Consider the following 20,599-nt stretch of genomic DNA (forward strand, 5'->3'; position numbering starts at 1 on the left):
GCGCGGGCCGCGCGGATTAATCGTCGAGTCGCTCTTCCAGCTGTCGCACTTCCTGCGCCAGCTTGTCGAGGAACTGCATGCGACGCACCAGGCGTTCGGCCAGGTCGCGACGGGCGGCATCATCCCAGCAATCGGCGAAATCCTCTTCCAGCCGTAGCTGGGCGGACTTCAGCTGACGCTTGAACTGCGCCACGCCGTCGAGATCGGCACTTTCCTGCAGGTCTTCCAGGTCCTCGCGCAGCTGCATCTGCTGCAGGAGGAACTCCGGGTCCTGCACCGTGGCTTCCAGCGGCAGCGAATCGCCACGCAGGGCCAGCAGGTACAGGGCACGACGCGGAACGCTCTTCAGCGTCTGGTAGGCATCGTTGAGTTCAGCGGCCTTGGCCTGCGCCAGTCGCTGCTCGCGCTCGGAAGCATCGGCGAAACGGTCCGGGTGGACGGTTCGCACCAGCTCACGGTAGCGATTTCCGAGGGCTTCCAGATCGATCCGGAAGCCCGGCTGCAGGTCGAACAGCGCGAAGTGACAGGGACTACCCACACCCAGCCTCAGACGTTGAAGCTTTCGCCGCAGCCACACTCACCGCGCACGTTCGGGTTGTTGAACTTGAAGCCCTCGTTGAGGCCTTCCTTAGTGAAGTCCAACTCGGTGCCATCGAGGTAGACCAGGCTTTTCGGGTCGATGATGACCTTCACGCCGTGGCTCTCGAAGACCTGATCCTCGGCTGCCAGCTCGTCGACGAACTCCAGCACGTAGGCCAGACCGGAACACCCGGTGGTGCGCACGCCAAGACGAATGCCCTCGCCCTTGCCGCGCCCTTCGAGGGAGCGGCGAACGTGATTGGCGGCGGATTCGGTCATGCTGATGGCCATGGGAACTCCTTACTCAACGAATCGCTTCAGAGCAGACCTTTCTTCTGCTTGTAATCGCGCACGGCCGCCTTGATGGCGTCCTCGGCGAGTACCGAGCAGTGGATCTTCACCGGCGGCAGGGCCAGTTCTTCGGCGATGGTGGTGTTCTTGATGGATTCGGCTTCGTCCAGGGTCTTGCCCTTCATCCACTCGGTGGCGAGGGAGCTGGAGGCGATGGCCGAACCGCAGCCGTAGGTCTTGAACTTGGCGTCCTCGATGACGCCCTGCTCGTTGACCTTGATCTGCAGGCGCATCACGTCGCCGCAGGCCGGCGCACCGACCATGCCGGTGCCGACGTCCGGGTCTTCGGCATTGAGCTTGCCGACGTTGCGCGGGTTTTCGTAGTGGTCGATGACCTTGTCACTGTAAGCCATGGCTAATCCTCACTTCTATGGGGCGGGTCAGTGGGCCTGCCATTCGACCTTGGACAGGTCGACACCCTCTTTGAACATATCCCACAGCGGCGAGAGTTCACGCAGCTTGGAAACGGCTTCCACCACCTTCTTGGCGGCGTAATCGACCTCTTCTTCAGTGGTGAAGCGGCCGAAGCTGAAACGGATGGAGCTGTGCGCCAGTTCGTCGTTGCGACCCAGGGCGCGGAGCACGTAGGACGGCTCCAGCGAGGCCGAGGTGCAGGCGGAACCGGACGAGACGGCCAGATCCTTGAGCGACATCATCAGCGACTCGCCTTCGACGTAGTTGAAGCTGACGTTGAGGATGTTCGGCGCGTAGGAAGTCGGGCTGCCGTTGAGGTACAGCTCTTCCAGGTCCTGCACCTGATCGAAGAAGCGCTTGCGCAGGCCTTCGATGCGGGCCATTTCCTGGTGCATTTCTTCCTTGGCGATGCGGAAGGCTTCGCCCATGCCGACGATCTGGTGGGTCGCCAGGGTGCCCGAACGCATGCCGCGCTCGTGACCGCCACCGTGCATCTGGGCTTCCAGACGTACGCGCGGCTTGCGGCGCACGTAAAGAGCGCCCATGCCTTTGGGGCCGTAGACCTTGTGGGCGGAGAAGGACATCAGGTCGACCTTGAGTTTCTCCAGGTCGATGTCCACCTTGCCGGCCGACTGAGCAGCGTCGACGTGCAGCAGGATGCCGCGGGCGCGGGTCAGCTCGCCGATGGCGGCGATGTCGTTGATGCTGCCGACTTCGTTGTTCACGTGCATGACCGAGACCAGGATGGTGTCGTCACGCAGGGCGGCCTCGACCATCGCCGGGGTGATGATGCCCTCGGGAGTCGGTTCCAGGTAGGTCACTTCGAAGCCTTCGCGCTCCAGCTGGCGGCAGGTATCCAGGACCGCCTTGTGCTCGATCTTCGAGGTGATGATGTGCTTGCCCTTGGTCGCGTAGAAGTGCGCGACGCCCTTGACGGCAAGGTTGTCGGACTCGGTGGCACCGGAAGTCCAGACGATCTCGCGGGGGTCGGCATTGACCAGCTCGGCGACCTGGCGACGGGCGTTCTCAGCCGCTTCCTCGGCCTTCCAGCCGAAGAGGTGGGAGCGCGAAGCCGGGTTGCCGAAGTTGCCGTCAACCAGCAGGCAGTCGGCCATTTTCTGAGCGACACGCGGATCCACCGGGGTGGTGGCGGAGTAGTCGAGGTAAATCGGCAATCTCATCAGGTAACTCCTACAGGCGGGCGTTCGCTCAATCGATGGCGGACGCTTCAATCTTGTCGAGGCGCAGCGGCTTGGTGCCCGAGCAGCGACGCTCGTCCTGGCGCTGGGCGACCTCTTGAACTTCGCGGCGCTCGACCAGGTCGGCCAGGCTGATGCCGCTGAGGAACTCGTGAATCTGCTGACTGAGGTCGCACCACAGGTGGTGGGTCAGGCAGGTATCGCCGGAGTGGCAGTCGCCCTGACCCTGGCAGCGGGTGGCATCGACCGACTCGTTGACCGCATCGATCACCTGGGCGACGTGGATGCCGGTCATGTCACGGGACAGCTGGTAGCCGCCGCCCGGACCACGCACGCTGACCACCAGGTTGCCACGGCGCAACTTGGCGAACAGCTGTTCCAGGTAGGACAGGGAGATACCCTGGCGCTCGGAGATATCGGCGAGAGAAACCGGGCCACGCTGGGCGTGCAACGCCAGATCGAGCATGGCGGTGACGGCATAGCGGCCTTTGGTGGTCAATCGCATGGGGAAATCCGGAAGAATCGCTGGTATGGCGGGAGTATGCTCTTTTCCGACTATTTAAGTCAACTATAAGACCTATTACTTTAGTCGGAATTAGCCAGCGAACGGCGGCATATTGTAGCAGCAATGCAAGGGCCGGCGCATCACTACGCCGACTTGCTGCTCTCCTCGTCCTTGACTCCGGCGAAGTCCTCTTCCCGCAGAACCGGAAGATCTTTCGCACAGTAGTCGCTACCCAGAGCTGTCAGAGCCTTGCACATGCCTTCCAGCCGGCCGTCGACCGCCTGCAGATGGTCGAGCAGCTGGCCGATGGCGCGGGCCACCGGGTCGGGCATGTCCTGGCTGACGCCGTAGGCATCGAAGCCGAGCTTTTCTGCCATGGCCTGGCGCTTGGCGGCCTGATCCGCGTCATCCTTGACGATGATGCGGCCGGGAATACCCACAACGGTAGCGCCCGGCGGCACCTCTTTGGTCACCACGGCATTGGAACCGACCTTGGCGCCGGCACCGACGGTGAACGGACCAAGCACCTTGGCGCCCGCCCCCACCACCACGCCGTCGGCCAGGGTCGGGTGGCGCTTGCCCTTGTTCCAGCTGGTGCCACCCAGGGTCACACCCTGGTAGATGGTCACGTCGTCGCCGATCTCGGCGGTTTCACCGATGACGATGCCCAGGCCGTGATCGATGAAGAAGCGGCGACCGATCTTCGCGCCCGGATGGATCTCGATGCCGGTCATCCAGCGACCGAAGTTCGAGACCATGCGCGCCAGCCACTTCCAGCCGGACGTCCACAGAGCATGGGCCAGGCGATGCAGCCAGACGGCATGCAGACCCGGATAGCAGGTGAGCACCTCGAAGGCGTTGCGCGCCGCCGGGTCACGATGGAATACGCTCTGGATATCTTCGCGTACACGCTCAAACATCTTCATCACTCCGCTTGGAAAGCTCCCCGCGGGCAGCCTTCTGTGTCTCGGTGAGAATACCCCGCAGGATATTCATCTCCAGCTTGCTGACACCGGCACGGCCATACAGGCGGCGCAGGCGCGACATCAGGTGGCGCGGCTTCTGCGGGTCGAGGAACTGGATGTCCACCAAGGTCGACTCCAGGTGCGCATAGAAGCGCTCCAGCTCATCCGACGTCACCGGGACGCTGTTGAGCATGGCAGTGGACTCGACCTTCTCCTGCTTGGTCGGCTGCCCCTGAACGGCCAGCCAGGCCATGCGCACCTCGTAGACCAGCACCTGCACCGCCGTCGCCAGGTTCAGCGAGCTGAACTCGGGATTGGCCGGGATGTGCACATGGAACTGACATCGCTGCAGTTCCTCGTTGGTCAGGCCGGCGTATTCGCGGCCGAATACCAGCGCAACCTCACCACCTTGCTGGACGTGTTCCAGGCTGGTGGTGGCGCACTCGCGAGGATCAAGCAGCGGCCAGGGGATGCGACGATCCCGCGCGCTGGTGCCGAGCACCAGACTGCAGCCCGCCAGGGCATCTTCCAGGGTGGGAACGACCACGGCCGCATCAAGAATGTCATCGGCGCCGGACGCGCGGGCACGGGCCTCGCCGCTGGGGAAATCCATCGGATCGACCAGGACCAGGCGCGACAGGCCCATATTCTTCATCGCACGGGCCGTACCGCCGATATTGCCGGGATGGCTGGTGTTGACCAGCACCACGCGAATTTTGTCGAGCAACGCGCGACTCCACACAAAAGCGAAAAAGGGAGGGAATCCTACCGCAGCAGTGGGGCTTGCGCCACGCAGGCGACAGGTCGCTCTATTAACTCCATGGCTTTCTGCTAGAATGTCCGGCTTTCTTTAACGACCCAGGTGACCTCTCCATGCAGCCTATGCTGAATATCGCCCTGCGCGCCGCTCGCAGCGCCAGTGAACTGATCTTCCGCTCCATCGAACGCCTGGACACCCTGTCGGTCAACGAGAAAGAAGCCAACGACTACGTCACCGAAGTCGATCGCGCGGCCGAGCTCTCCATCGTCACCGCCCTGCGCAAGGCCTACCCGAACCACGGGATCATGGGCGAAGAAGGCGGCGTACTCGAAGGCAGCGGCGAAGGCGCCGATTACCTGTGGATCATCGACCCGCTGGATGGCACCACCAACTTCATCCATGGCGTTCCGCACTACGCCGTCAGCATCGCCTGCAAATACCGCGGTCGCCTTGAGCACGCCGTGGTCCTCGACCCGATCCGCCAGGAAGAATTCACCGCCAGCCGTGGCCGTGGCGCCGCACTGAATGGCCGTCGCCTGCGCGTCAGCAACCGCAAGAGCCTGGAAGGCGCCCTGCTCGGCACCGGCTTCCCGTTCCGCGACAGCCAGATGGACAACCTGGACGCCTACCTGGGCATGTTCCGCAGCCTGGTCGGCCAGACCGCCGGCATTCGCCGCGCCGGCGCCGCCAGCCTGGACCTGGCCTACGTCGCCGCCGGTCGCTACGACGCCTTCTGGGAGTTCGGCCTGTCCGAGTGGGACATGGCTGCTGGCGCCCTGCTGATCCAGGAAGCGGGCGGCCTGGTGAGCGATTTCACCGGCGGTCACGAGTTCCTCGAGAAGGGCCAGATCGTTGCCGGCAACACCAAGTGCTTCAAGGCACTGCTGACCAGCATCCAGCCGCACCTGCCGCCGTCGCTCAAGCGCTGAGCCTGAGCCGCGACGCAAAAAGCCCGGCAATGCCGGGCTTTTTTGTGCCTGCCAGAAAGCCAGCAGCCCCTTGCAGGAGCGAGCTTGCTCGCGAAGCTCTTCATCCTGAAACCACACGCCCAGACGGTTCGCGAGCAAGCTCGCTCCTACGAAGAGCTTCAGCGCAAAAGAAAAAGGCGCCCACTGGGCGCCTTTTCCGTTCACTCCTGGCGACTGCTTATTGCTGACCCAGGATCAGTCGGCCGCTCTTGTCGACCGGAATCTGCGAGCCCGGATCGCGGTCCATGCGGACCTGGCCGGCCTTGCCATCGATCAGGTACTTCACGTCGTAGCCGACGACCTTCTCGCTGGTGTCATTGACAGTGCTGCAGCGGGTTTCGGTGGTGGTGTAGGTGTCACGCTCCTGCATGCCTTCCTGCACCTTGTTGCCCGCGTAGCCGCCGCCGATGGCACCCGCCACGGTGGCGATCTTCTTGCCGTTGCCGCCGCCGATCTGGTTGCCCAGCAGGCCGCCAGCGATGGCGCCGATCGCCGTACCGGCGATCTGGTGGGTGTCCTTGACCGGACGCTGGTGGGTCACCGCCACGTCCTTGCAGACCTGGCGCGGATTCTTGATGGTTTCCTTGACCGGTTGAACGGCGAGCACCTCGGCGTATTGCGGCGCACGGTCCACCAGACTGTAGGTAGCCACGGCGCCACCGGCAGTCACGCCTACAGCGCCCAGCACGGTACCGATTAGCAACGACTTGTTCATAGGGTTCTCCTGGACTTTCTTCTCATTCGGGCCTCGCCCTTTACCTTGCCTTGGAGCAATCGATTTGTAAGAAAGTTCCGGCCGTTTCGTGACACAGCACCTACAAATGAAAACTCCCGCCGAAGCGGGAGTTTTCTCTGGTAGGCCGGAAACGCTCTATTACGGGCGCTCGTCGACTTCCTTGCTCGGCGGAGGAATCAGGTCCTCGCTGGACAGGTTCAGCCAGATCAGCACCACGTTGGCGATGTAGATGGACGAGTAGGTACCCGCCATCACGCCGACGAACAGGGCGATGGAGAAGCCGAACAGGTTGTCACCACCGAAGAACAGCAGAGCGGCGATCGCCAGCAGGGTCGACACCGAGGTAGCGATGGTCCGCAGCAGGGTCTGGCTGGTCGAGATGTTGATGTTCTCGATCAGGCTGGCCTTGCGCAGTACACGGAAGTTCTCGCGCACCCGGTCGAAGATCACGATGGTGTCGTTCAGCGAGTAGCCCACCACCGCCAGTACCGCGGCGAGCACGGTCAGGTCGAAGGTGATCTGGAAGAACGACAGCACGCCCATCACGATGATGGCGTCGTGGATCAGCGAGAGGATCGCACCCAGGGCGAACTTCCACTGGAAGCGGAAGCCCACGTACAGGAGGATGCCGCCCAGCGCCAGGAGCATGCCGAGGCCGCCCTGGTCGCGCAGCTCTTCACCCACCTGCGGGCCGACGTACTCGACGCCGTTGACCTTGGCCGGGTTGGAAGCATCGGCCTTCTGCAGCGCAGTGGCGACCTTCTTGCCCAGCTCCGGGTCTTCGCTGGGCATACGCACCAGCACGTCCTTGGTGTCACCGAAGCTCTGCACCACGGCTTCGCTGTAACCAGCGGCGACCAGTTGCTCACGCACCTTGGAGAGGTCGGCAGGCTGCTCGTAGGTCAGCTTGATCGACGTACCGCCGGTGAAGTCCAGGCCGAAGTTGATGCCTTTGAAGACCCAGCTGCCAAGGGCGATCAGGGTCAGGATCAGGGTCGCGGCGAACGCAATGTTGCGCACGCCCATGAAGTTGATAGTACCGATCTTGATATTCATCTCTGGCCCCTTAGATCCACAGCTTCTTAACGTCGCGGCCGCCGTAGATCAGGTTCACCATTGCGCGGGTGACCATGATGGCAGTGAACATCGAGGTGAGAATACCCAGGGACATGGTCACGGCGAAGCCCTTCACCGGGCCGGTGCCCATGGCGTAGAGGATGCCGCCGACCAGCAGCGAGGTCAGGTTGGCGTCGATGATCGCGGTGAAGGCACGGTTGAAGCCTTCGTGGATCGCCCGCTGCGTCGACATGCCCGCCGCCAGTTCTTCCCTTATTCGAGAGAAGATCAGCACGTTGGCGTCCACCGCCATACCCATGGTCAGCACGATACCCGCGATACCCGGCAGGGTCAGGGTCGCGCCGAGGATCGACATCAGCGCCACCAGCATGACCATGTTGAAGGCCAGGGCGACGGTGGCGATCACGCCGAAGAAGCGGTAGATGACGATGATGAACAGGGAAACGAAGACCATGCCCCACAGGGAGGCGTCGATGCCCTTGGCGATGTTGTCAGCCCCCAGGCTCGGGCCGATGGTGCGTTCTTCAGCGAAGTACATCGGCGCAGCCAGGCCACCGGCACGCAGCAGCAGGGCCAGTTCCGAGGACTCGCCCGGAGCGTCCAGGCCGGTGATGCGGAACTGGTTGCCCAGCGGCGACTGGATGGTCGCCAGGCTGATGATCTGCTTCTCTTCCTTGAACGCCGGAACAGCGACTTCCTGCTCGACGCCGTCGACGACCTGCTTGGTGTAGCGGGTGATCGGCTTCTGTTCGATGAACACCACGGCCATGCTCCGGCCGACGTTGTTGCGGGTCGCGCGGTTCATCAGTTCGCCGCCGTGGCCATCCAGACGGATGTTCACCTGCGGACGGCCGTTTTCGTCGAAGCTGGCGCTGGCGTCGGTGACCTGGTCACCGGTGATGATCACGCCACGCTCCAGGGTCGCCGGCGGACGACGCGGCTCGCGGAAATCGAAGGTCTCGGTGGAGGACTTGATCGCATCCGGCTCGGCGGCCAGGCGGAACTCCAGGTTGGCGGTCTTGCCGAGAATACGCTTGGCTTCGGCGGTGTCCTGCACGCCCGGCAGCTCGACGACGATGCGGTTGGCGCCCTGGCGCTGTACCAGCGGCTCGGACACGCCCAGCTCGTTCACGCGGTTGCGGACGGTGGTCAGGTTCTGCTTGATCGAGTATTCGCGGATTTCGGCCAGCTTGGTGGCGGTCATGGCCAGGCGCAGGACCTGCATGCCATTACGCTCGCTCTGAGCGGTTTCGAAATCGCGGAAATCCTTGGCGATGATCGACTTGGCCTTGTCCAGGTCGGCTTCTTCGGTGAAGCCCAGCTGGATACCGCCGTCCTGGACGGGCAGGCTGCGGTAGCGCACGCGCTCTTTACGCAGGGCGCTCTTGACCTCGTTCTCGTACACCTTCATACGAGCGTCGACTGCCTTTTCCATGTCCACTTCCAACAGGAAGTGCACACCACCGGACAGGTCGAGACCCAGTTTCATCGGGTGGGCGGCAATGTTGCGCAGCCAGTTCGGTGTGGTCTGGGCCAGGTTCAGGGCGACTACGTAGTCATCACCCAGCGCGCGGCGGACGATGTCCTTGGCCGGCAGCTGGTCTTCCTGCTTGACGAGGCGGATCAGGCCGCTGTTCTTGCCCAGCGAGCCAGCCTTGACGGCGATGCCAGCGTCGGCGAGCGCCTTGCTGGCCTTGTCCACGTCGGCCTGGGAAATCTGCAGCGCGGTGCTCGCGCCGCTGATCTGGACGGCCGGATCGTCAGGATAGAGGTTGGGTGCGGAATAGATGAAACCGACGGCCAGGACCGCCAGGATCAGCAGATACTTCCACAGGGGATACTTGTTGAGCATGACACCGCCCGTTATGACGCGGGGCGCATCTTGCGCCCCGTCGGTTGGGTTTCTAGGTGGAGGATCAGATCGCCTTCAGGGTGCCTTTCGGCAGGGTCGCGGCGATCGCGGCCTTCTGGAACTTCAGCTCGACGTTGTCGGAAACCTCGACGACGACGAAGTCCTCGGCGACCTTGGTCACCTTGCCGGCGATACCGGCGGAAGTGACGACTTCATCGCCCTTCTGCAGGCCGGACAGCAGGTTCTTGTGCTCTTTCGAGCGCTTGGCCTGGGGACGCCAGATCATCAGGTAGAAGATGACCAGGAAACCGACCAGGAAAATCCACTCGAAGCCGGTGCCAGCCGGGCCTGCAGCAGCGGCGGGAGCTGCGGCGTCAGCGTAGGCAGCGGGAATCAGAAAACTCATTGGAAACTCCTGTCTCAAAGCTTTTTCGATGAATAAGGTCAGTCCGCCAGCGGCGGCACGGGAAGGCCGCGCTTGGCGTAGAAGGCGTCGACAAAGTTCGCCAATGTACCCTGTTGGATTGCCTCGCGCAAACCAGCCATAAGCCGCTGATAATGCCGCAAGTTGTGGATGGTATTGAGCATGCTGCCGAGCATTTCGCCGCACTTGTCCAGGTGGTAGAGGTAGGCGCGGGAGAAGTGCTTGCAGGTGTAGCAATCGCAGGTCGGGTCCAGCGGAGACTCATCGTGCTTGTGCACCGCGTTGCGGATCTTGATCACCCCGGTGTCAACGAAAAGGTGGCCATTGCGCGCATTGCGGGTGGGCATGACACAGTCGAACATGTCGACGCCGCGGCGCACACCTTCCACGAGGTCTTCGGGTTTGCCCACACCCATCAGGTAACGAGGTTTGTCAGCCGGCATGTGCCGCGGCAGGAAGTCCAGTACGCGGATCATCTCTTCCTTGGGCTCGCCCACCGACAGGCCGCCGATGGCCAGGCCGTCGAAGCCAATTTCCTGCAGGCCTTCGAGCGAGCGCATGCGCAGCTCTTCGTGCATGCCGCCCTGGACGATGCCGAACAGTGCCGACGGGCTGTCGCCGTGGGCGGTCTTCGAGCGTTTGGCCCAGCGCAGTGACAGCTCCATGGAGCGTTTGGCGACGTCGAACTCGGCCGGATACGGGGTGCACTCGTCAAAGATCATCACGATGTCCGAGCCCAGCGCGCGCTGTACGGCCATGGACTCTTCCGGGCCCATGAAGACCTTGGCGCCGTCCACCGGCGAGGCGAAGTACACGCCCTCCTCCTTGATCTTGCGCAGCGCGCCCAGGCTGAATACCTGGAAGCCGCCCGAGTCGGTGAGGATCGGCCCCTTCCACTGCATGAAGTCATGCAGGTCGCCGTGCTTCTGGATCACTTCGGTGCCTGGGCGCAGCCACAGGTGGAAGGTGTTGCCGAGGATGATCTGCGCGCCGATGCCCTCGATGTCGTGCGGGAGCATGCCCTTCACGGTGCCGTAGGTGCCCACCGGCATGAACGCCGGGGTTTCCACCACGCCACGGGGGAAGGTCAGGCGGCCGCGACGGGCCTTGCCCTCGGTGGCCAGCAGTTCGAATTTCATGAAGCTCATGGATCAGTCCTCGGGGCCGCGCGGTGCCGGGTTGCGGGTGATGAACATGGCATCGCCGTAGCTGAAGAAGCGATAGCCCTGCTCCACTGCCGCCCCGTAGGCGGCCATGGTCTCGGGGTAGCCGGCGAAGGCGGAGACCAGCATCAGCAGGGTGGATTCGGGCAGGTGGAAGTTGGTGACCAGGGCGTCGACCACATGGAACGGCCGCCCGGGGAAGATGAAGATATCGGTGTCGCCGCTGAACGGCTTGAGCACGCCGTCACGGGCGGCGCTTTCCAGCGAACGCACGCTGGTGGTGCCGACGGCGACCACGCGACCGCCGCGCGCCTTGCAGGCGGCAACGGCGTCGACCACATCCTGGCTGACTTCCAGCCATTCATTGTGCATGTGGTGGTCTTCGATGCGCTCCACACGTACCGGCTGGAAAGTGCCGGCGCCCACGTGCAGGGTGACGAACGCAGTGTCCACGCCCTTGGCGCGGATCGATTCCAGCAGCGCCTCGTCGAAGTGCAGACCGGCGGTCGGTGCCGCCACGGCGCCCGCGCGCTCGGCATAGACGGTCTGGTAGCGCTCGCGGTCGGCATCTTCATCCGGACGGTCTATATAAGGCGGCAGCGGCATGTGGCCGACGCGTTCCATCAGCGGCAACACGTCCTCACTGAAGCCCAGCTCGAAAAGCGCGTCGTGGCGCTGCAGCATCTCGGCCTCGCCACCGCCGTCGATGAGGATCTTCGATCCCGGCTTGGGCGATTTGCTGGAGCGCACGTGGGCCAGCACGCGGTGGCTGTCCAGTACGCGCTCCACGAGGATTTCCAGTTTGCCGCCGGAAGCCTTCTGGCCGAACAGGCGGGCAGGGATTACCCGGGTGTTGTTGAACACCATCAGGTCACCCGGCTTGAGGAAGCCGAGGATGTCAGCGAATTGCCGGTGGCTGAGCTCGCCGCTCGGACCGTCCAGCACCAGCAGACGGCTGGAGCGGCGTTCAGGTAGCGGATGGCGGGCGATCAGCGCCTCGGGCAGGTCGAAATGAAAGTCAGCGACGCGCATGGGGGAGCTTTCTCGAAGGGGCGCACATCTTACTGGATATGCCGATTTCTGACCATGCGAGCCGATTGACCGGCGCAGAGCGCCTCCCTATACTGCCGCGCCATTGCCTCGGTGGCGGAATGGTAGACGCGGCGGATTCAAAATCCGTTTCTGGCGACAGAGTGAGAGTTCGAGTCTCTCCCGGGGCACCACCACATTGTTCCGGCAGTTCCGATGAACTGTCGAAACCCACGAAAAACCGGCCCTCGGGCCGGTTTTTTGTTGCCTGCGATTTGCCCTGCCGGGTTTTGCCGGCGGCACCCTCTTTGTCTCAGGAGCAACTGCCCGTGGCGGTCTTGCTGACGTAGGCACGCCCGGTCGCACTGACGTTCACCACCCGCTCCTGGGCTCCAGCCGTGGGCGCCGAGCGGCAGACGGTGACGCTCGCCTGGGTATTGCCCACGCCGCTGGGCTGGAAATCGATCTTGGCGACACTGGAAGTGACCTTGAACCCCGTCGGCGCGGCGGGATGTTTCTGGATAACGGTGGAGCCGGAAATGACGATCCAGCCCTGCTCCCAGCCGCCCGAGCCGCAACTGGTGCCATTGGTGGATACGCACATGCTGGTCACCGTGTTGCGTTTGATCGCTTCACTGCGCCCCATGGCGACGCCCGCCACCAGATCGTTGGCACTGGAGGCAAGCTTGCCGGCGAGGGTCGCATCACTAAGCGAAGGCACGGCGATGCCAATCAGGATGGCCAGCACCGCGAGTGTCACCATCAGTTCCAGCAAGGTGAAACCGTTGGCCGGGCGTCTGTTGATCGCTTTCATGGCTCGCCCTCCTATCGCTCGATATCCCAGAACACCCAGGACTTGGGCTGCGGACTGGTACCCGGCGCGGTTGGCTCGGAGACCTTCAACGGCGAGTCGGAAGAACCGCCGATGATGAAGTCCCTCAGGCTGCCGTCGTCGAGTTGTACGCGCCCTGCCACGGGTGACGGAGGCAGGCCGCCGCCGGAGATGACGCCGAAGCGCTGGTCACCGGTGCCTGCGGCGTTCAGGTAGCTGATGTTGTAGACGCGCGCGGTGCCCAGGCTGGAGCAGCTGGTGGGGCTGGCCACGGCAGGCTGGTGGGTGCTGAAGGTGATGTTGTTGTAAAGCAGCAGCGCCGAGGTCACTACCTGCTCGGTGGATTGCAGGCCCAGGTACCAGCCTTTGGGGTAGGCCGCGATCTGCGTATTGGTAGGCGTGGCCGTAGAGGTAATGGGCAGCAGCGAGTTGTTGCAGATCAGGTTGGCGGCGCAGGTGGCGTTCTCCAGAGTCAGCCAGTTGACGTCGCTGGGCTTGTCGCGCAGGGCATAGAAGCGGTTCGCCACGCTGGCGGCGGAGGTGTAGGTGAGCAGCGGCTTCTCGCGGTCGCCGGAGCCCAGCAGGATCACATACTCGCCGTTGACGGAGGCCACCTCCGGGCCATAGAGGAACTTGCGGTTGGCCGTACAGGAGGTCGCCGTTGCGCACCCCAGGGAAGCGATCTTGGTCATGGTCCAGTTGGCCGGTGCGGTGCTGCCGATGGCACTGAAGGCATCGACGCCGGAGATCCGGTAGACGTTGCCCCCCAGGTCGGAGGCATAGCCGTAGGCGATCAAGCCGCTGCTGTTGGTGACCAGTGCGACGCTGCCGACGACGCCGCGATCAGTGTCGAAGGTCTTCAGCAAGGCGCCGGTGTCGGCATCCAGCAGATAGATGTGATTGCCCTTGGAGGACGTCGTGCAGGTATTGGGGTCGGCATCCTCGCACGTGTCGTAGCCACCGCCCATGGCCAGGATCGTCGATGCACCGCTGCCGTAGCCTTGCGCCAGGACAGGAACTGGGGTCGCCCAGGTCTGCCCCATGCCGCTGAGGCCTGTACCACAGCCGGTGTCATTGGCCATGTTGGGACAACCGATCTTCCACTTCAGGGTCGGGCTGGCCGGGGTGGTTACGTCAAAGGCGTAGATGGAGCGACCGCCACGGCGCATGGCGGAATAGATCCAGGTGCTGGTGCCCTGCTGCACCACGGAAACCGAGCCGTCCATGCCGTAGTCCTTGGGCTGCGGCGTGGGCGTACCCGTGGTATGGCCGGGGAAACTGATGGTGGTGGTGTTGTCACGCAGGCGCTTGATCCGCGGGTAGAACTCCGGCGGCATGAACGACCAGATTTCACTGCCGGCCGAGACGCCTGCGACGGTTCCGCTGCGGTTGCCGTTGATGGCGTGCAGCAGCCCGTCGTTGGCACCGTAGTAGACCACCACCAGCGGTGAAGACGTGGTGCCGTAGTTGACCGCTGCGGGGCGCGAGTGCACGACGTCGCCGTGGACCGACGAGCGCATCTCGGTGACGTTGGCGTTTAGGTTCTCGTCCTGATTGTCGGCACCGATGGCCCAACCGATCAGGTTGGTCCGCTCAGTGGCGTCCGCCGCCCCCAGCAGGGCCTGGGTGACTGCCGTGTTGGCGGTGTTGAAATTGGTCAGCGCTGTGCAGGTCGTGGGGTCGCAGGTCTTCATGGTCCGCGAACTGGCCTGGCGCAATACATAGGCCTGGGCGCCCTTCTCGACGATGTTGCCGTCGGGATAGTTGGACACGTCGGACCCGGTCACGGTCAGGCAGTTGCCCTGGGGCTTGAAGGCCCAGTAGTTATCCAGGGAGGTGGGCGTCCAGAAGCTGCGGGCGCATTCGGTGATGAAACCAGTGCCGCTGTTGATTGCGCTGTTGCCGTTGGCGTCCACCGTGGTGAGCTGGCTGCTGACCACGCCCACCTTGTATTGCTTGAGGTTGCCGGGCCAGCGCGGGAAGGAGTCGGAGTCCGGGCGGAACATGCCGACGAACACCTGGTTCAGGTAGGTGCTCTGGGAGCTGACGCTGATCGGCAGGGTGACGGAGGCGAACACGCTGTTGGTGGCCTGGATCTCGGAGAAGATGGCATTCAGCGCATCGGAAATCTGCGTACCACTGGCCGTCACGTCGAAGTACTTGCCACTGCTGACGTTGGCCATGCTTTTCAGCAGGGCGGTCCAGCCCGGCCCCTGGCCGGTGGTGACTTTGTTGATGTCCACGGTATAGGTGGTGATGGCCTGGGTGCTCTTCTTCATGAAGCGCGCCCACTCGTCAGCCATGTTGTCCTGCGAACCGCTGGGGGAGATGGGGATCGCCGTGGTATTGCCCCCGGCGGCGGTCAATGCACTGGTGGCCTGCTTGATATCGTTGCTGTTGTCCTGCGCCGCGCCGTTACTGATGTAGATGATGAAGTTCTTCGCGCAGCCAGCGACGATCGGGTTGTTGTAGGTAGTGGCGTCCTTCGACGCCAGGGCGTTGCCGCCCAGGGCATAGATGGCGTTCGATGCCGTGGTGCCGCCGACGTTGCCGGTGAAGTCTGTCTTGGCTTTCTGGTTACCGGAGTTGGGCGTGCCCGCCGAGTAATACAGCCAGGCTTCCTCCATCGCCTTGCTGATCTTGCCGCCATTGGACTTGTCGCTCCCCACGTCCAGGCTGCTGACCAGCGTCTGGTACTTGGGCTTGGTCGAACTGTCGAGCAGACGCATGGCGGCACGCACATAGGCGCCGTCGTCGCCCTTGTTGCCGCTACCGGTCTCGCTGAACAACATCAGGCTGACGCGGAACTTGTTCACCTGCAGCCCGTTGACCACCGACGCCAGCGCGGTCATCTCGTTGCTGAACGGCGTATTCCAGTTGGCGGTGTTGTCCAGGATGATCAGGACGTTGGGCGCATCCGTGGCACCTGTGGGCGTGCCGACGAACAGGTCGATGTCCTCGGCACGAACGGCCGACTGGACGACACACAGGAGGCAGAGGGCGACTATCCGCCGGAGCATTCCGGCCTGGCAGCTCTTGTTCATGTTCATGCTCCGCACGCGGCGATCTTCTGCGAATCGGTCAGGTGCACCCGCACCCCGGAACGCACTCTTACCGAAGTGCCAGTCACGGCATCGGTGACATTGGCGTTGAGCCCCCAGACGGTGTCCCACCCCGTGGAACACATGGCTGCCTGGCCACCACCACAAGCCAGATTGGAGGGACTCGGCCTGGCGCTCATGCACACCGGCGACGCCATGGAGACCTGGTAGTCGGTGGTGCCGTCGTTATTGATGTCGACATTGAGCTGCTCGGCCGTCGGCGCCGCAGTGAAGGCCGAGCCGATGACCCGCTGGATGCCCACATCTGCCGCGGCGATGGCCTCGTTGCGGAACTGCATGTTGCCCACTGCCTTCAGATTGGTGCCGCTGAGGGTGTAGGCGCTGCCGACCATCAGCATCAGCATCAGCAACATCACCAGGGCGACCACCAGGGTCGCGCCCTGCTGGGCTCTCGAATTGCGCTGCGTCGTCATGGCGTCTGCCTCCGACGGGATACGTTCACCAGCGTGGCGCTGGAGGTGAACAGATGCCGTTTGTAGCCATCGGTGAACGGGCCCAGGGTGGAACCACCCAGGGCGTAGGTCTTGTCCGAGGTGTAGCCCGCGGTCTGGGTACGGGCGCGAGCCAGGACGTAGAGCCGGGCTTCCACCACGTTCGCCAGCTGGGCCACCGTGCAGGAGCCAGCCCCGCAATGGACGAAGCTGCCATCGGGAGAGCCATCACCGCGGTTGGTCACGGTGACCCGGGTATTGGGATCATCCCAATGCGGCGCCGAGAGGTAATCGGTCGGATCGTTCGACTTGCTGAGGCTGTCGAGGCCCAGTTCGACGCGGAATGCCTCGACCCCCTCGATCAGCGGTACCGCCGCCTGCAGCGCGTTGGCCGGCGTGGCCCCACCGGAAAGATCGAAAGTGGAGCGCATCAGCGTCGGTATGCCATCGCCTGCGCTCACCGCGTAATCACGCACGTAATACAGGTCGATGACGAACTTGCGACGCTCGGCGACAGTCAGGCAATTGAGGTTCTTCAGGGTGAAGCCAGTGGTGTCCAGCACAAAGGCGCCGAGGGTCTCGTCCTTGCAGAAGGACGACTGGAAATACACCTTGCCGGCCGCCAGTGCATCGCAATTACCGACGCCCGGTGAGCAGGTATCGACATGCCGCACCACCAGCACATCGGAGTTGCTCGCCAGGTTGGTGACTATTGCCGAACAACCTGGGGGCACCGCGGAGAAGGTCTGTGCCACGATGCCGACGGAATTGATCCTGTCCTGCTGCGTCCAGGTGGAAAAGGCCGAGCACACCGGTGGCAACGCCGTGGGGTAATCGGCCGGTGGATCGGTCGCAGTCAGGTCATCGAACTGCGGTACATAGCCATTCCAGAACCCGGCGTGGGCCAGGTCCTCCTGCAGCAGGCCCACGGCGAAGCGGCCGTTCTCGATCAGCGAATTGGTATTGGCCATGTCGTCGCTGGTGCGACGCAGATTCAGGTAGAGCGTCAGCACCGCGACCATGATCAGCAGGCTGATGGTCACGGCAATCATCATCTCCACCAGGGTGAAGCCCCTGTGGCGGGATACGCCGCTCATAGCGACGCCACCCGCACAACCGTGGTGACCACGCGCCGACACAGATCGCTGCTGCATCCGGAGCTGCCGTTGTAGCTGCCACTGCCGCAGGCCACACTCGAAGGCGGTGCCGAGATCGGCGACATGCCCTGCCAGGCCACCGTGATCAGGTACTGATTGCTGCCCAGCGACTCGATGCAGCCGCGCCCGCCGAGCATGGCGCCGGCCTTCACACTGCCACCACCCACTTCCGCCGCGCCCTGCAGGCTGTTGCACCAGTCGGAAAGGTCCGCTTGCTGGCGGGTCCCGCTACTGGTCGGGCAAGTCATGCCCGCGCCCACCGGCGAGCTGCTGCCGGTGACATAGCTGGAAGAGTTCTTCGCGTTGGCGTTCATCCGACTGGAAATGTCATTGAGCAGCAGCAGCGCCTGGGCGCGCTGGTAGGACTCCATGTCCGACAACTGCATGCGCATCTGCAGCTTGGCCAGACCGAGCAGGCCCAGCGAAATGATGAGGATGCTGACGAGCAGCTCGATCAGGGTGAAGCCGCGTTGCCGGGAGGTCATCATGTTGATCACCACTTCGCCGATGGCGTCCGAGTGCCGTCGCTGCCCAGGGTCAGGTTGCCGTCGCTGGCCTGCCCGCCGCTCGGGGTGAAGGTGATGGTGAAAGTCGGCGGTGTGCCGCTGCCTACGGTGATGTCGTAGCCGTAGTTGCCCGACACCTCACTGGGCAGCGCATAGCCACCGCTTTCCAACGCCGACTTGCTGGCGTAGGTGCGGTTGGCCAGCAGGTACTGCTGCTGGCGGTTGGCGATATCCATCATCTGCGCCTGGGCCGCGGACCGCTTGCCCCGGATGACGTACTGCTGATAGCTGGGGTAAGCGACTGCAGCCAGGATCGCCACTATCGCCGTCACCACCATCAATTCGATCAGGGTAAAACCACGGGAACTAACAGGCATTATCGGAACTCTCTTTTCCGGGTTCTTTTTCAAAGACTCTATTAGTTAAATGGCGAATCGCCACCCCGCCGACACGGTAATTCAATACCAGTCGTCGCCGACGTATCGTCATATATAAAATTAGCTAACGAAAAGATGGCCAATTCTGGAGCGCCAGAATACCAACACCCCTCTAGAACCGCGGCATTAGAGCGAAACCCAAGACTGGCTGCAAGGCCTGTAAACCATGCACATTCGTATCAAGAAGAACACACTCGAGCCAGTTCAAAAGCCACTTCGAGAACAACGGTACCACTTATAAAATAAACATGAAGAAGTTGTGAAAAAAACGTAAAACAAAACTCACCATAGTGCATTTCAAGTTAACAACATCAGCACTGATAACCTATTAAAAATCTGCCACCCCGCAATAACGAACGAGAACTCATTACATCTTTAAAACTATGCTTATCCGACTATTCATCAGCTAACTACTGAGTCAATTAACCCGCACGCAGGAACAGCCGGCTGTTCAGCAACCACTCCACAAGCTGGAAAATTTCAACGGTGCGCCGCACCACTCACCGCAACAGGCACGACAAGCAAGCATCAACCGCCGAGTGACCGCCCCTGAAGTGTCTGGACAAATGCCGCCAGCGGCATAGGTCGATCGAAGAGATACCCTTGCAGCACCTCTACGCCGCGCAGGGCGAGGTAATCCTGCTGCTCCTCGGTTTCCACACCCTCGGCGATGATCATCAGGTCCAGCTTGCCGCACAGCTCGACGATGCTGTCGAGGATGTGCGAAGACAGCGCATCCACGCCGATCATCGCCACGAAGCTCTTGTCGATCTTCAGCGCGTCCACCTTGAAGCGGTGCAGGTAGGCAAGACTGGAGTTGCCGGTGCCGAAGTCGTCGATGGCCAGCTTGACGCCCAGGCCATGGAGGTTGTCGAAGAGTTCGTCGGTCACCTCGCTGGAAACGATCAGCTCGCGCTCGGTCAGCTCCAGAGTCAGCTCCGGTCGATGGGGCAGGAAGCGCGCCTGGAAGTCACGGCAATCACCGAACAACCCCGGCTCCGTGCAATGCCGGGCACTGATGTTGAAGCTCAGGTGGAAGCCTTCGCCCAGCAGATGCCCGTGGGGCGCCAGCCCGTCGGCGACCTGGTGGAACAGTTCGCGGGTCATCGCCACGATCAGCCCGGAGCGCTCGGCCATGGGGATGAACAGGTCGGGGCCGACCATGCCCTCACGCGGATGGACCCAGCGCATCAGCACCTCCGCGCCGACCCAACGGCCATCCCGGGCATCGACCAGCGGTTGCAGGTACGGTACGAACTCCCCGGCGAGCAAGGCGCGCTCCAGCTCCAGGCTTGGCGTCGCCGAACGCCCCCAGAGCCAGTAGCAGGCGACGCCCGATGCCCCGCCCAGCATCAGCATCAGCGCCACCAGCGGCAATGCATCTTCGTGGATATGCCGCCACTGCGCCCCCTCGGGGAAGCCGCCGATGACCTTGTAGGGGAATCGCTCCGAGGTCAGTTCGACATGCCCCAGCGGCAGGCGGGCGGGCTTGCCGTCGAACACCTTGCCCTGCTCGTTCATCCACTGCCCGCCGACCTGCAACTGCAGGTCGCTGCGCTGATCGACCAGCTGCAGCGTGTTGCTCAGATATCGCCCATCCACGGTCGCCAGCGCGGCATGGCGCCCCTCGACCCGCCGCAGGATCAGCAGCGCGTAGTTCGGCGTGATCTCGTTACCGGCCATCATGCGCAGCCGACCGGCGACATACAGGCTCGAATCCAGCGGCGCCTCGAAATCGCCAAACAGCGAGGTGCAATAGATGTGGTCATCGCGAGTCAGGTTGACCGAGCGGACGAACGGCACCACCGCCACCTGCTCGCGCAGCACGAGGGTCGCCTCGTCGCAGCCCTCATCCACATGCAGCAGCGCCACCTGGGCGGCCCCTGCCGCATTGCCCAGCATCACGTCGAACAGCCTTACCGCCTCGTTCGAAGCCGTGCGTGCCTCGACGCTCAAGGTGCGCAGGGCCTGCCAATAGATGATGGCGCTGCCCAGCAGCAGCGGCAGCAGCGCCATGGCGAGGGAGAAGACCAGGCGGGGCAGCAGCCGGCGCCGGGCGTAGTTGCGAAGCGGCATCCTTGTTCCTTGCTCG

General features: G+C 63.1%; 21 protein-coding genes and 1 tRNA gene. 2 read left to right on the top strand and 20 right to left on the bottom strand.

The genetic code is table 11. The features are described from left to right. Positions 1–16 precede the first annotated feature (16 nt). The 7 genes from hscB to trmJ form a co-directional block, all read right to left on the bottom strand. Positions 17–538, bottom strand: a complete 522-nt coding sequence (gene hscB / locus ABKS89_RS23810) for a co-chaperone HscB (protein WP_138215445.1) — start codon at positions 536–538, stop codon at positions 17–19. Positions 539–546: 8 nt separating this feature from the next. Next, a complete protein-coding gene (gene iscA / locus ABKS89_RS23815) occupies positions 547–870 on the bottom strand; it encodes an iron-sulfur cluster assembly protein IscA (RefSeq protein ID WP_017522292.1) in 324 nt (107 codons plus the stop codon). A gap of 26 nt (positions 871–896) precedes the next feature. Next, a complete protein-coding gene (gene iscU / locus ABKS89_RS23820) occupies positions 897–1,283 on the bottom strand; it encodes a Fe-S cluster assembly scaffold IscU (RefSeq protein WP_015478505.1) in 387 nt (128 codons plus the stop codon). Between the two features lie 27 nt (positions 1,284–1,310). Continuing rightward, positions 1,311–2,525, bottom strand: coding sequence for an IscS subfamily cysteine desulfurase (locus ABKS89_RS23825; RefSeq protein WP_045210541.1), 1,215 nt, complete (start codon positions 2,523–2,525; stop codon positions 1,311–1,313). 28 nt (positions 2,526–2,553) lie between these two features. Next, positions 2,554–3,048 carry a Fe-S cluster assembly transcriptional regulator IscR gene (gene iscR / locus ABKS89_RS23830; protein ID WP_017522294.1) on the bottom strand — a complete coding sequence of 165 codons (495 nt, stop codon included), beginning with the start codon at positions 3,046–3,048 and terminating at the stop codon, positions 2,554–2,556. Positions 3,049–3,191: 143 nt separating this feature from the next. Then, positions 3,192–3,968 carry a serine O-acetyltransferase gene (gene cysE / locus ABKS89_RS23835; protein ID WP_348587301.1) on the bottom strand — a complete coding sequence of 259 codons (777 nt, stop codon included), beginning with the start codon at positions 3,966–3,968 and terminating at the stop codon, positions 3,192–3,194. Continuing rightward, entirely contained in the window at positions 3,961–4,740 is a 780-nt protein-coding gene (gene trmJ / locus ABKS89_RS23840) for a tRNA (cytosine(32)/uridine(32)-2'-O)-methyltransferase TrmJ (protein ID WP_017522296.1), read from the bottom strand. Before trmJ ends, cysE begins: the two co-directional genes overlap by 8 nt. A gap of 146 nt (positions 4,741–4,886) precedes the next feature. Here trmJ and suhB point away from each other — a divergent pair, with 146 nt between their 5' ends. After that, on the top strand, positions 4,887–5,702 hold the full coding sequence (gene suhB, locus ABKS89_RS23845) for a type III secretion system regulator SuhB (protein ID WP_348587303.1): 816 nt from the start codon (positions 4,887–4,889) through the stop codon (positions 5,700–5,702). 217 nt (positions 5,703–5,919) lie between these two features. Here suhB and ABKS89_RS23850 read toward each other — a convergent pair whose 3' ends face one another. The 6 genes from ABKS89_RS23850 to queA form a co-directional block, all read right to left on the bottom strand. Then, entirely contained in the window at positions 5,920–6,456 is a 537-nt protein-coding gene (locus tag ABKS89_RS23850) for a glycine zipper 2TM domain-containing protein (RefSeq protein WP_138215449.1), read from the bottom strand. 159 nt (positions 6,457–6,615) lie between these two features. Beyond that, positions 6,616–7,533, bottom strand: coding sequence for a protein translocase subunit SecF (gene secF / locus ABKS89_RS23855; protein WP_138215450.1), 918 nt, complete (start codon positions 7,531–7,533; stop codon positions 6,616–6,618). A 10-nt stretch (positions 7,534–7,543) separates the two neighbouring features. After that, positions 7,544–9,406 carry a protein translocase subunit SecD gene (gene secD, locus ABKS89_RS23860; protein WP_138215451.1) on the bottom strand — a complete coding sequence of 621 codons (1,863 nt, stop codon included), beginning with the start codon at positions 9,404–9,406 and terminating at the stop codon, positions 7,544–7,546. A gap of 64 nt (positions 9,407–9,470) precedes the next feature. Then, positions 9,471–9,812 carry a preprotein translocase subunit YajC gene (gene yajC, locus ABKS89_RS23865; protein WP_017522301.1) on the bottom strand — a complete coding sequence of 114 codons (342 nt, stop codon included), beginning with the start codon at positions 9,810–9,812 and terminating at the stop codon, positions 9,471–9,473. Positions 9,813–9,850: 38 nt separating this feature from the next. Next, positions 9,851–10,969, bottom strand: a complete 1,119-nt coding sequence (tgt, locus tag ABKS89_RS23870; protein ID WP_138215487.1) for a tRNA guanosine(34) transglycosylase Tgt — start codon at positions 10,967–10,969, stop codon at positions 9,851–9,853. A 12-nt stretch (positions 10,970–10,981) separates the two neighbouring features. Beyond that, on the bottom strand, positions 10,982–12,025 hold the full coding sequence (gene queA / locus ABKS89_RS23875) for a tRNA preQ1(34) S-adenosylmethionine ribosyltransferase-isomerase QueA (RefSeq protein WP_348587305.1): 1,044 nt from the start codon (positions 12,023–12,025) through the stop codon (positions 10,982–10,984). A 105-nt stretch (positions 12,026–12,130) separates the two neighbouring features. Here queA and ABKS89_RS23880 point away from each other — a divergent pair. Continuing rightward, positions 12,131–12,216 (top strand) — tRNA-Leu (locus ABKS89_RS23880). 119 nt (positions 12,217–12,335) lie between these two features. Here ABKS89_RS23880 and ABKS89_RS23885 read toward each other — a convergent pair. The 7 genes from ABKS89_RS23885 to ABKS89_RS23915 all read right to left on the bottom strand — a co-directional run bounded on the left by ABKS89_RS23885 (position 12,336) and on the right by ABKS89_RS23915 (position 20,583). Beyond that, a complete protein-coding gene (locus tag ABKS89_RS23885) occupies positions 12,336–12,836 on the bottom strand; it encodes a GspH/FimT family pseudopilin (RefSeq protein WP_348587306.1) in 501 nt (166 codons plus the stop codon). A gap of 11 nt (positions 12,837–12,847) precedes the next feature. Next, complete coding sequence (locus ABKS89_RS23890; RefSeq protein ID WP_348587307.1) at positions 12,848–15,898, bottom strand: pilus assembly protein; 3,051 nt, start codon at positions 15,896–15,898, stop codon at positions 12,848–12,850. Between the two features lie 2 nt (positions 15,899–15,900). Further along, positions 15,901–16,389, bottom strand: coding sequence for a PilX N-terminal domain-containing pilus assembly protein (locus tag ABKS89_RS23895; protein WP_045210564.1), 489 nt, complete (start codon positions 16,387–16,389; stop codon positions 15,901–15,903). Further along, positions 16,386–17,504 carry a PilW family protein gene (locus tag ABKS89_RS23900; RefSeq protein ID WP_138216186.1) on the bottom strand — a complete coding sequence of 373 codons (1,119 nt, stop codon included), beginning with the start codon at positions 17,502–17,504 and terminating at the stop codon, positions 16,386–16,388. Before ABKS89_RS23900 ends, ABKS89_RS23895 begins: the two co-directional genes overlap by 4 nt. After that, complete coding sequence (gene pilV, locus ABKS89_RS23905) at positions 17,501–18,052, bottom strand: type IV pilus modification protein PilV (protein ID WP_138216185.1); 552 nt, start codon at positions 18,050–18,052, stop codon at positions 17,501–17,503. Before pilV ends, ABKS89_RS23900 begins: the two co-directional genes overlap by 4 nt. Positions 18,053–18,057: 5 nt before the next feature. Then, on the bottom strand, positions 18,058–18,447 hold the full coding sequence (locus ABKS89_RS23910) for a type IV pilin protein (protein WP_348587308.1): 390 nt from the start codon (positions 18,445–18,447) through the stop codon (positions 18,058–18,060). Positions 18,448–19,035: 588 nt separating this feature from the next. Beyond that, positions 19,036–20,583, bottom strand: coding sequence for an EAL domain-containing protein (locus ABKS89_RS23915; protein ID WP_138216183.1), 1,548 nt, complete (start codon positions 20,581–20,583; stop codon positions 19,036–19,038). Positions 20,584–20,599: the final 16 nt, after the last annotated feature.

The organism is Pseudomonas sp. LABIM340 (genome assembly GCF_040017195.2).
Lineage (GTDB): Bacteria > Pseudomonadota > Gammaproteobacteria > Pseudomonadales > Pseudomonadaceae > Pseudomonas.

What these genes read in the sequence shown, in the direction of transcription:
- ABKS89_RS23890 (WP_348587307.1), bottom strand. Translation starts at nt 15,898, where the DNA reads ATGAACAAGAGCTGCCAGGCCGGAATGCTCCGGCGGATAGTCGCCCTC.
- ABKS89_RS23900 (WP_138216186.1), bottom strand. Translation starts at nt 17,504, where the DNA reads ATGAGCGGCGTATCCCGCCACAGGGGCTTCACCCTGGTGGAGATGATG.
- yajC (WP_017522301.1), bottom strand. Translation starts at nt 9,812, where the DNA reads ATGAGTTTTCTGATTCCCGCTGCCTACGCTGACGCCGCAGCTCCCGCC.
- iscA (WP_017522292.1), bottom strand. Translation starts at nt 870, where the DNA reads ATGGCCATCAGCATGACCGAATCCGCCGCCAATCACGTTCGCCGCTCC.
- pilV (WP_138216185.1), bottom strand. Translation starts at nt 18,052, where the DNA reads ATGATGACCTCCCGGCAACGCGGCTTCACCCTGATCGAGCTGCTCGTC.
- cysE (WP_348587301.1), bottom strand. Translation starts at nt 3,968, where the DNA reads ATGTTTGAGCGTGTACGCGAAGATATCCAGAGCGTATTCCATCGTGAC.
- secF (WP_138215450.1), bottom strand. Translation starts at nt 7,533, where the DNA reads ATGAATATCAAGATCGGTACTATCAACTTCATGGGCGTGCGCAACATT.
- secD (WP_138215451.1), bottom strand. Translation starts at nt 9,406, where the DNA reads ATGCTCAACAAGTATCCCCTGTGGAAGTATCTGCTGATCCTGGCGGTC.
- ABKS89_RS23885 (WP_348587306.1), bottom strand. Translation starts at nt 12,836, where the DNA reads ATGAAAGCGATCAACAGACGCCCGGCCAACGGTTTCACCTTGCTGGAA.
- ABKS89_RS23910 (WP_348587308.1), bottom strand. Translation starts at nt 18,447, where the DNA reads ATGCCTGTTAGTTCCCGTGGTTTTACCCTGATCGAATTGATGGTGGTG.
- queA (WP_348587305.1), bottom strand. Translation starts at nt 12,025, where the DNA reads ATGCGCGTCGCTGACTTTCATTTCGACCTGCCCGAGGCGCTGATCGCC.
- ABKS89_RS23825 (WP_045210541.1), bottom strand. Translation starts at nt 2,525, where the DNA reads ATGAGATTGCCGATTTACCTCGACTACTCCGCCACCACCCCGGTGGAT.
- ABKS89_RS23895 (WP_045210564.1), bottom strand. Translation starts at nt 16,389, where the DNA reads ATGACGACGCAGCGCAATTCGAGAGCCCAGCAGGGCGCGACCCTGGTG.
- ABKS89_RS23850 (WP_138215449.1), bottom strand. Translation starts at nt 6,456, where the DNA reads ATGAACAAGTCGTTGCTAATCGGTACCGTGCTGGGCGCTGTAGGCGTG.
- ABKS89_RS23915 (WP_138216183.1), bottom strand. Translation starts at nt 20,583, where the DNA reads ATGCCGCTTCGCAACTACGCCCGGCGCCGGCTGCTGCCCCGCCTGGTC.
- iscR (WP_017522294.1), bottom strand. Translation starts at nt 3,048, where the DNA reads ATGCGATTGACCACCAAAGGCCGCTATGCCGTCACCGCCATGCTCGAT.
- suhB (WP_348587303.1), top strand. Translation starts at nt 4,887, where the DNA reads ATGCAGCCTATGCTGAATATCGCCCTGCGCGCCGCTCGCAGCGCCAGT.
- tgt (WP_138215487.1), bottom strand. Translation starts at nt 10,969, where the DNA reads ATGAAATTCGAACTGCTGGCCACCGAGGGCAAGGCCCGTCGCGGCCGC.
- iscU (WP_015478505.1), bottom strand. Translation starts at nt 1,283, where the DNA reads ATGGCTTACAGTGACAAGGTCATCGACCACTACGAAAACCCGCGCAAC.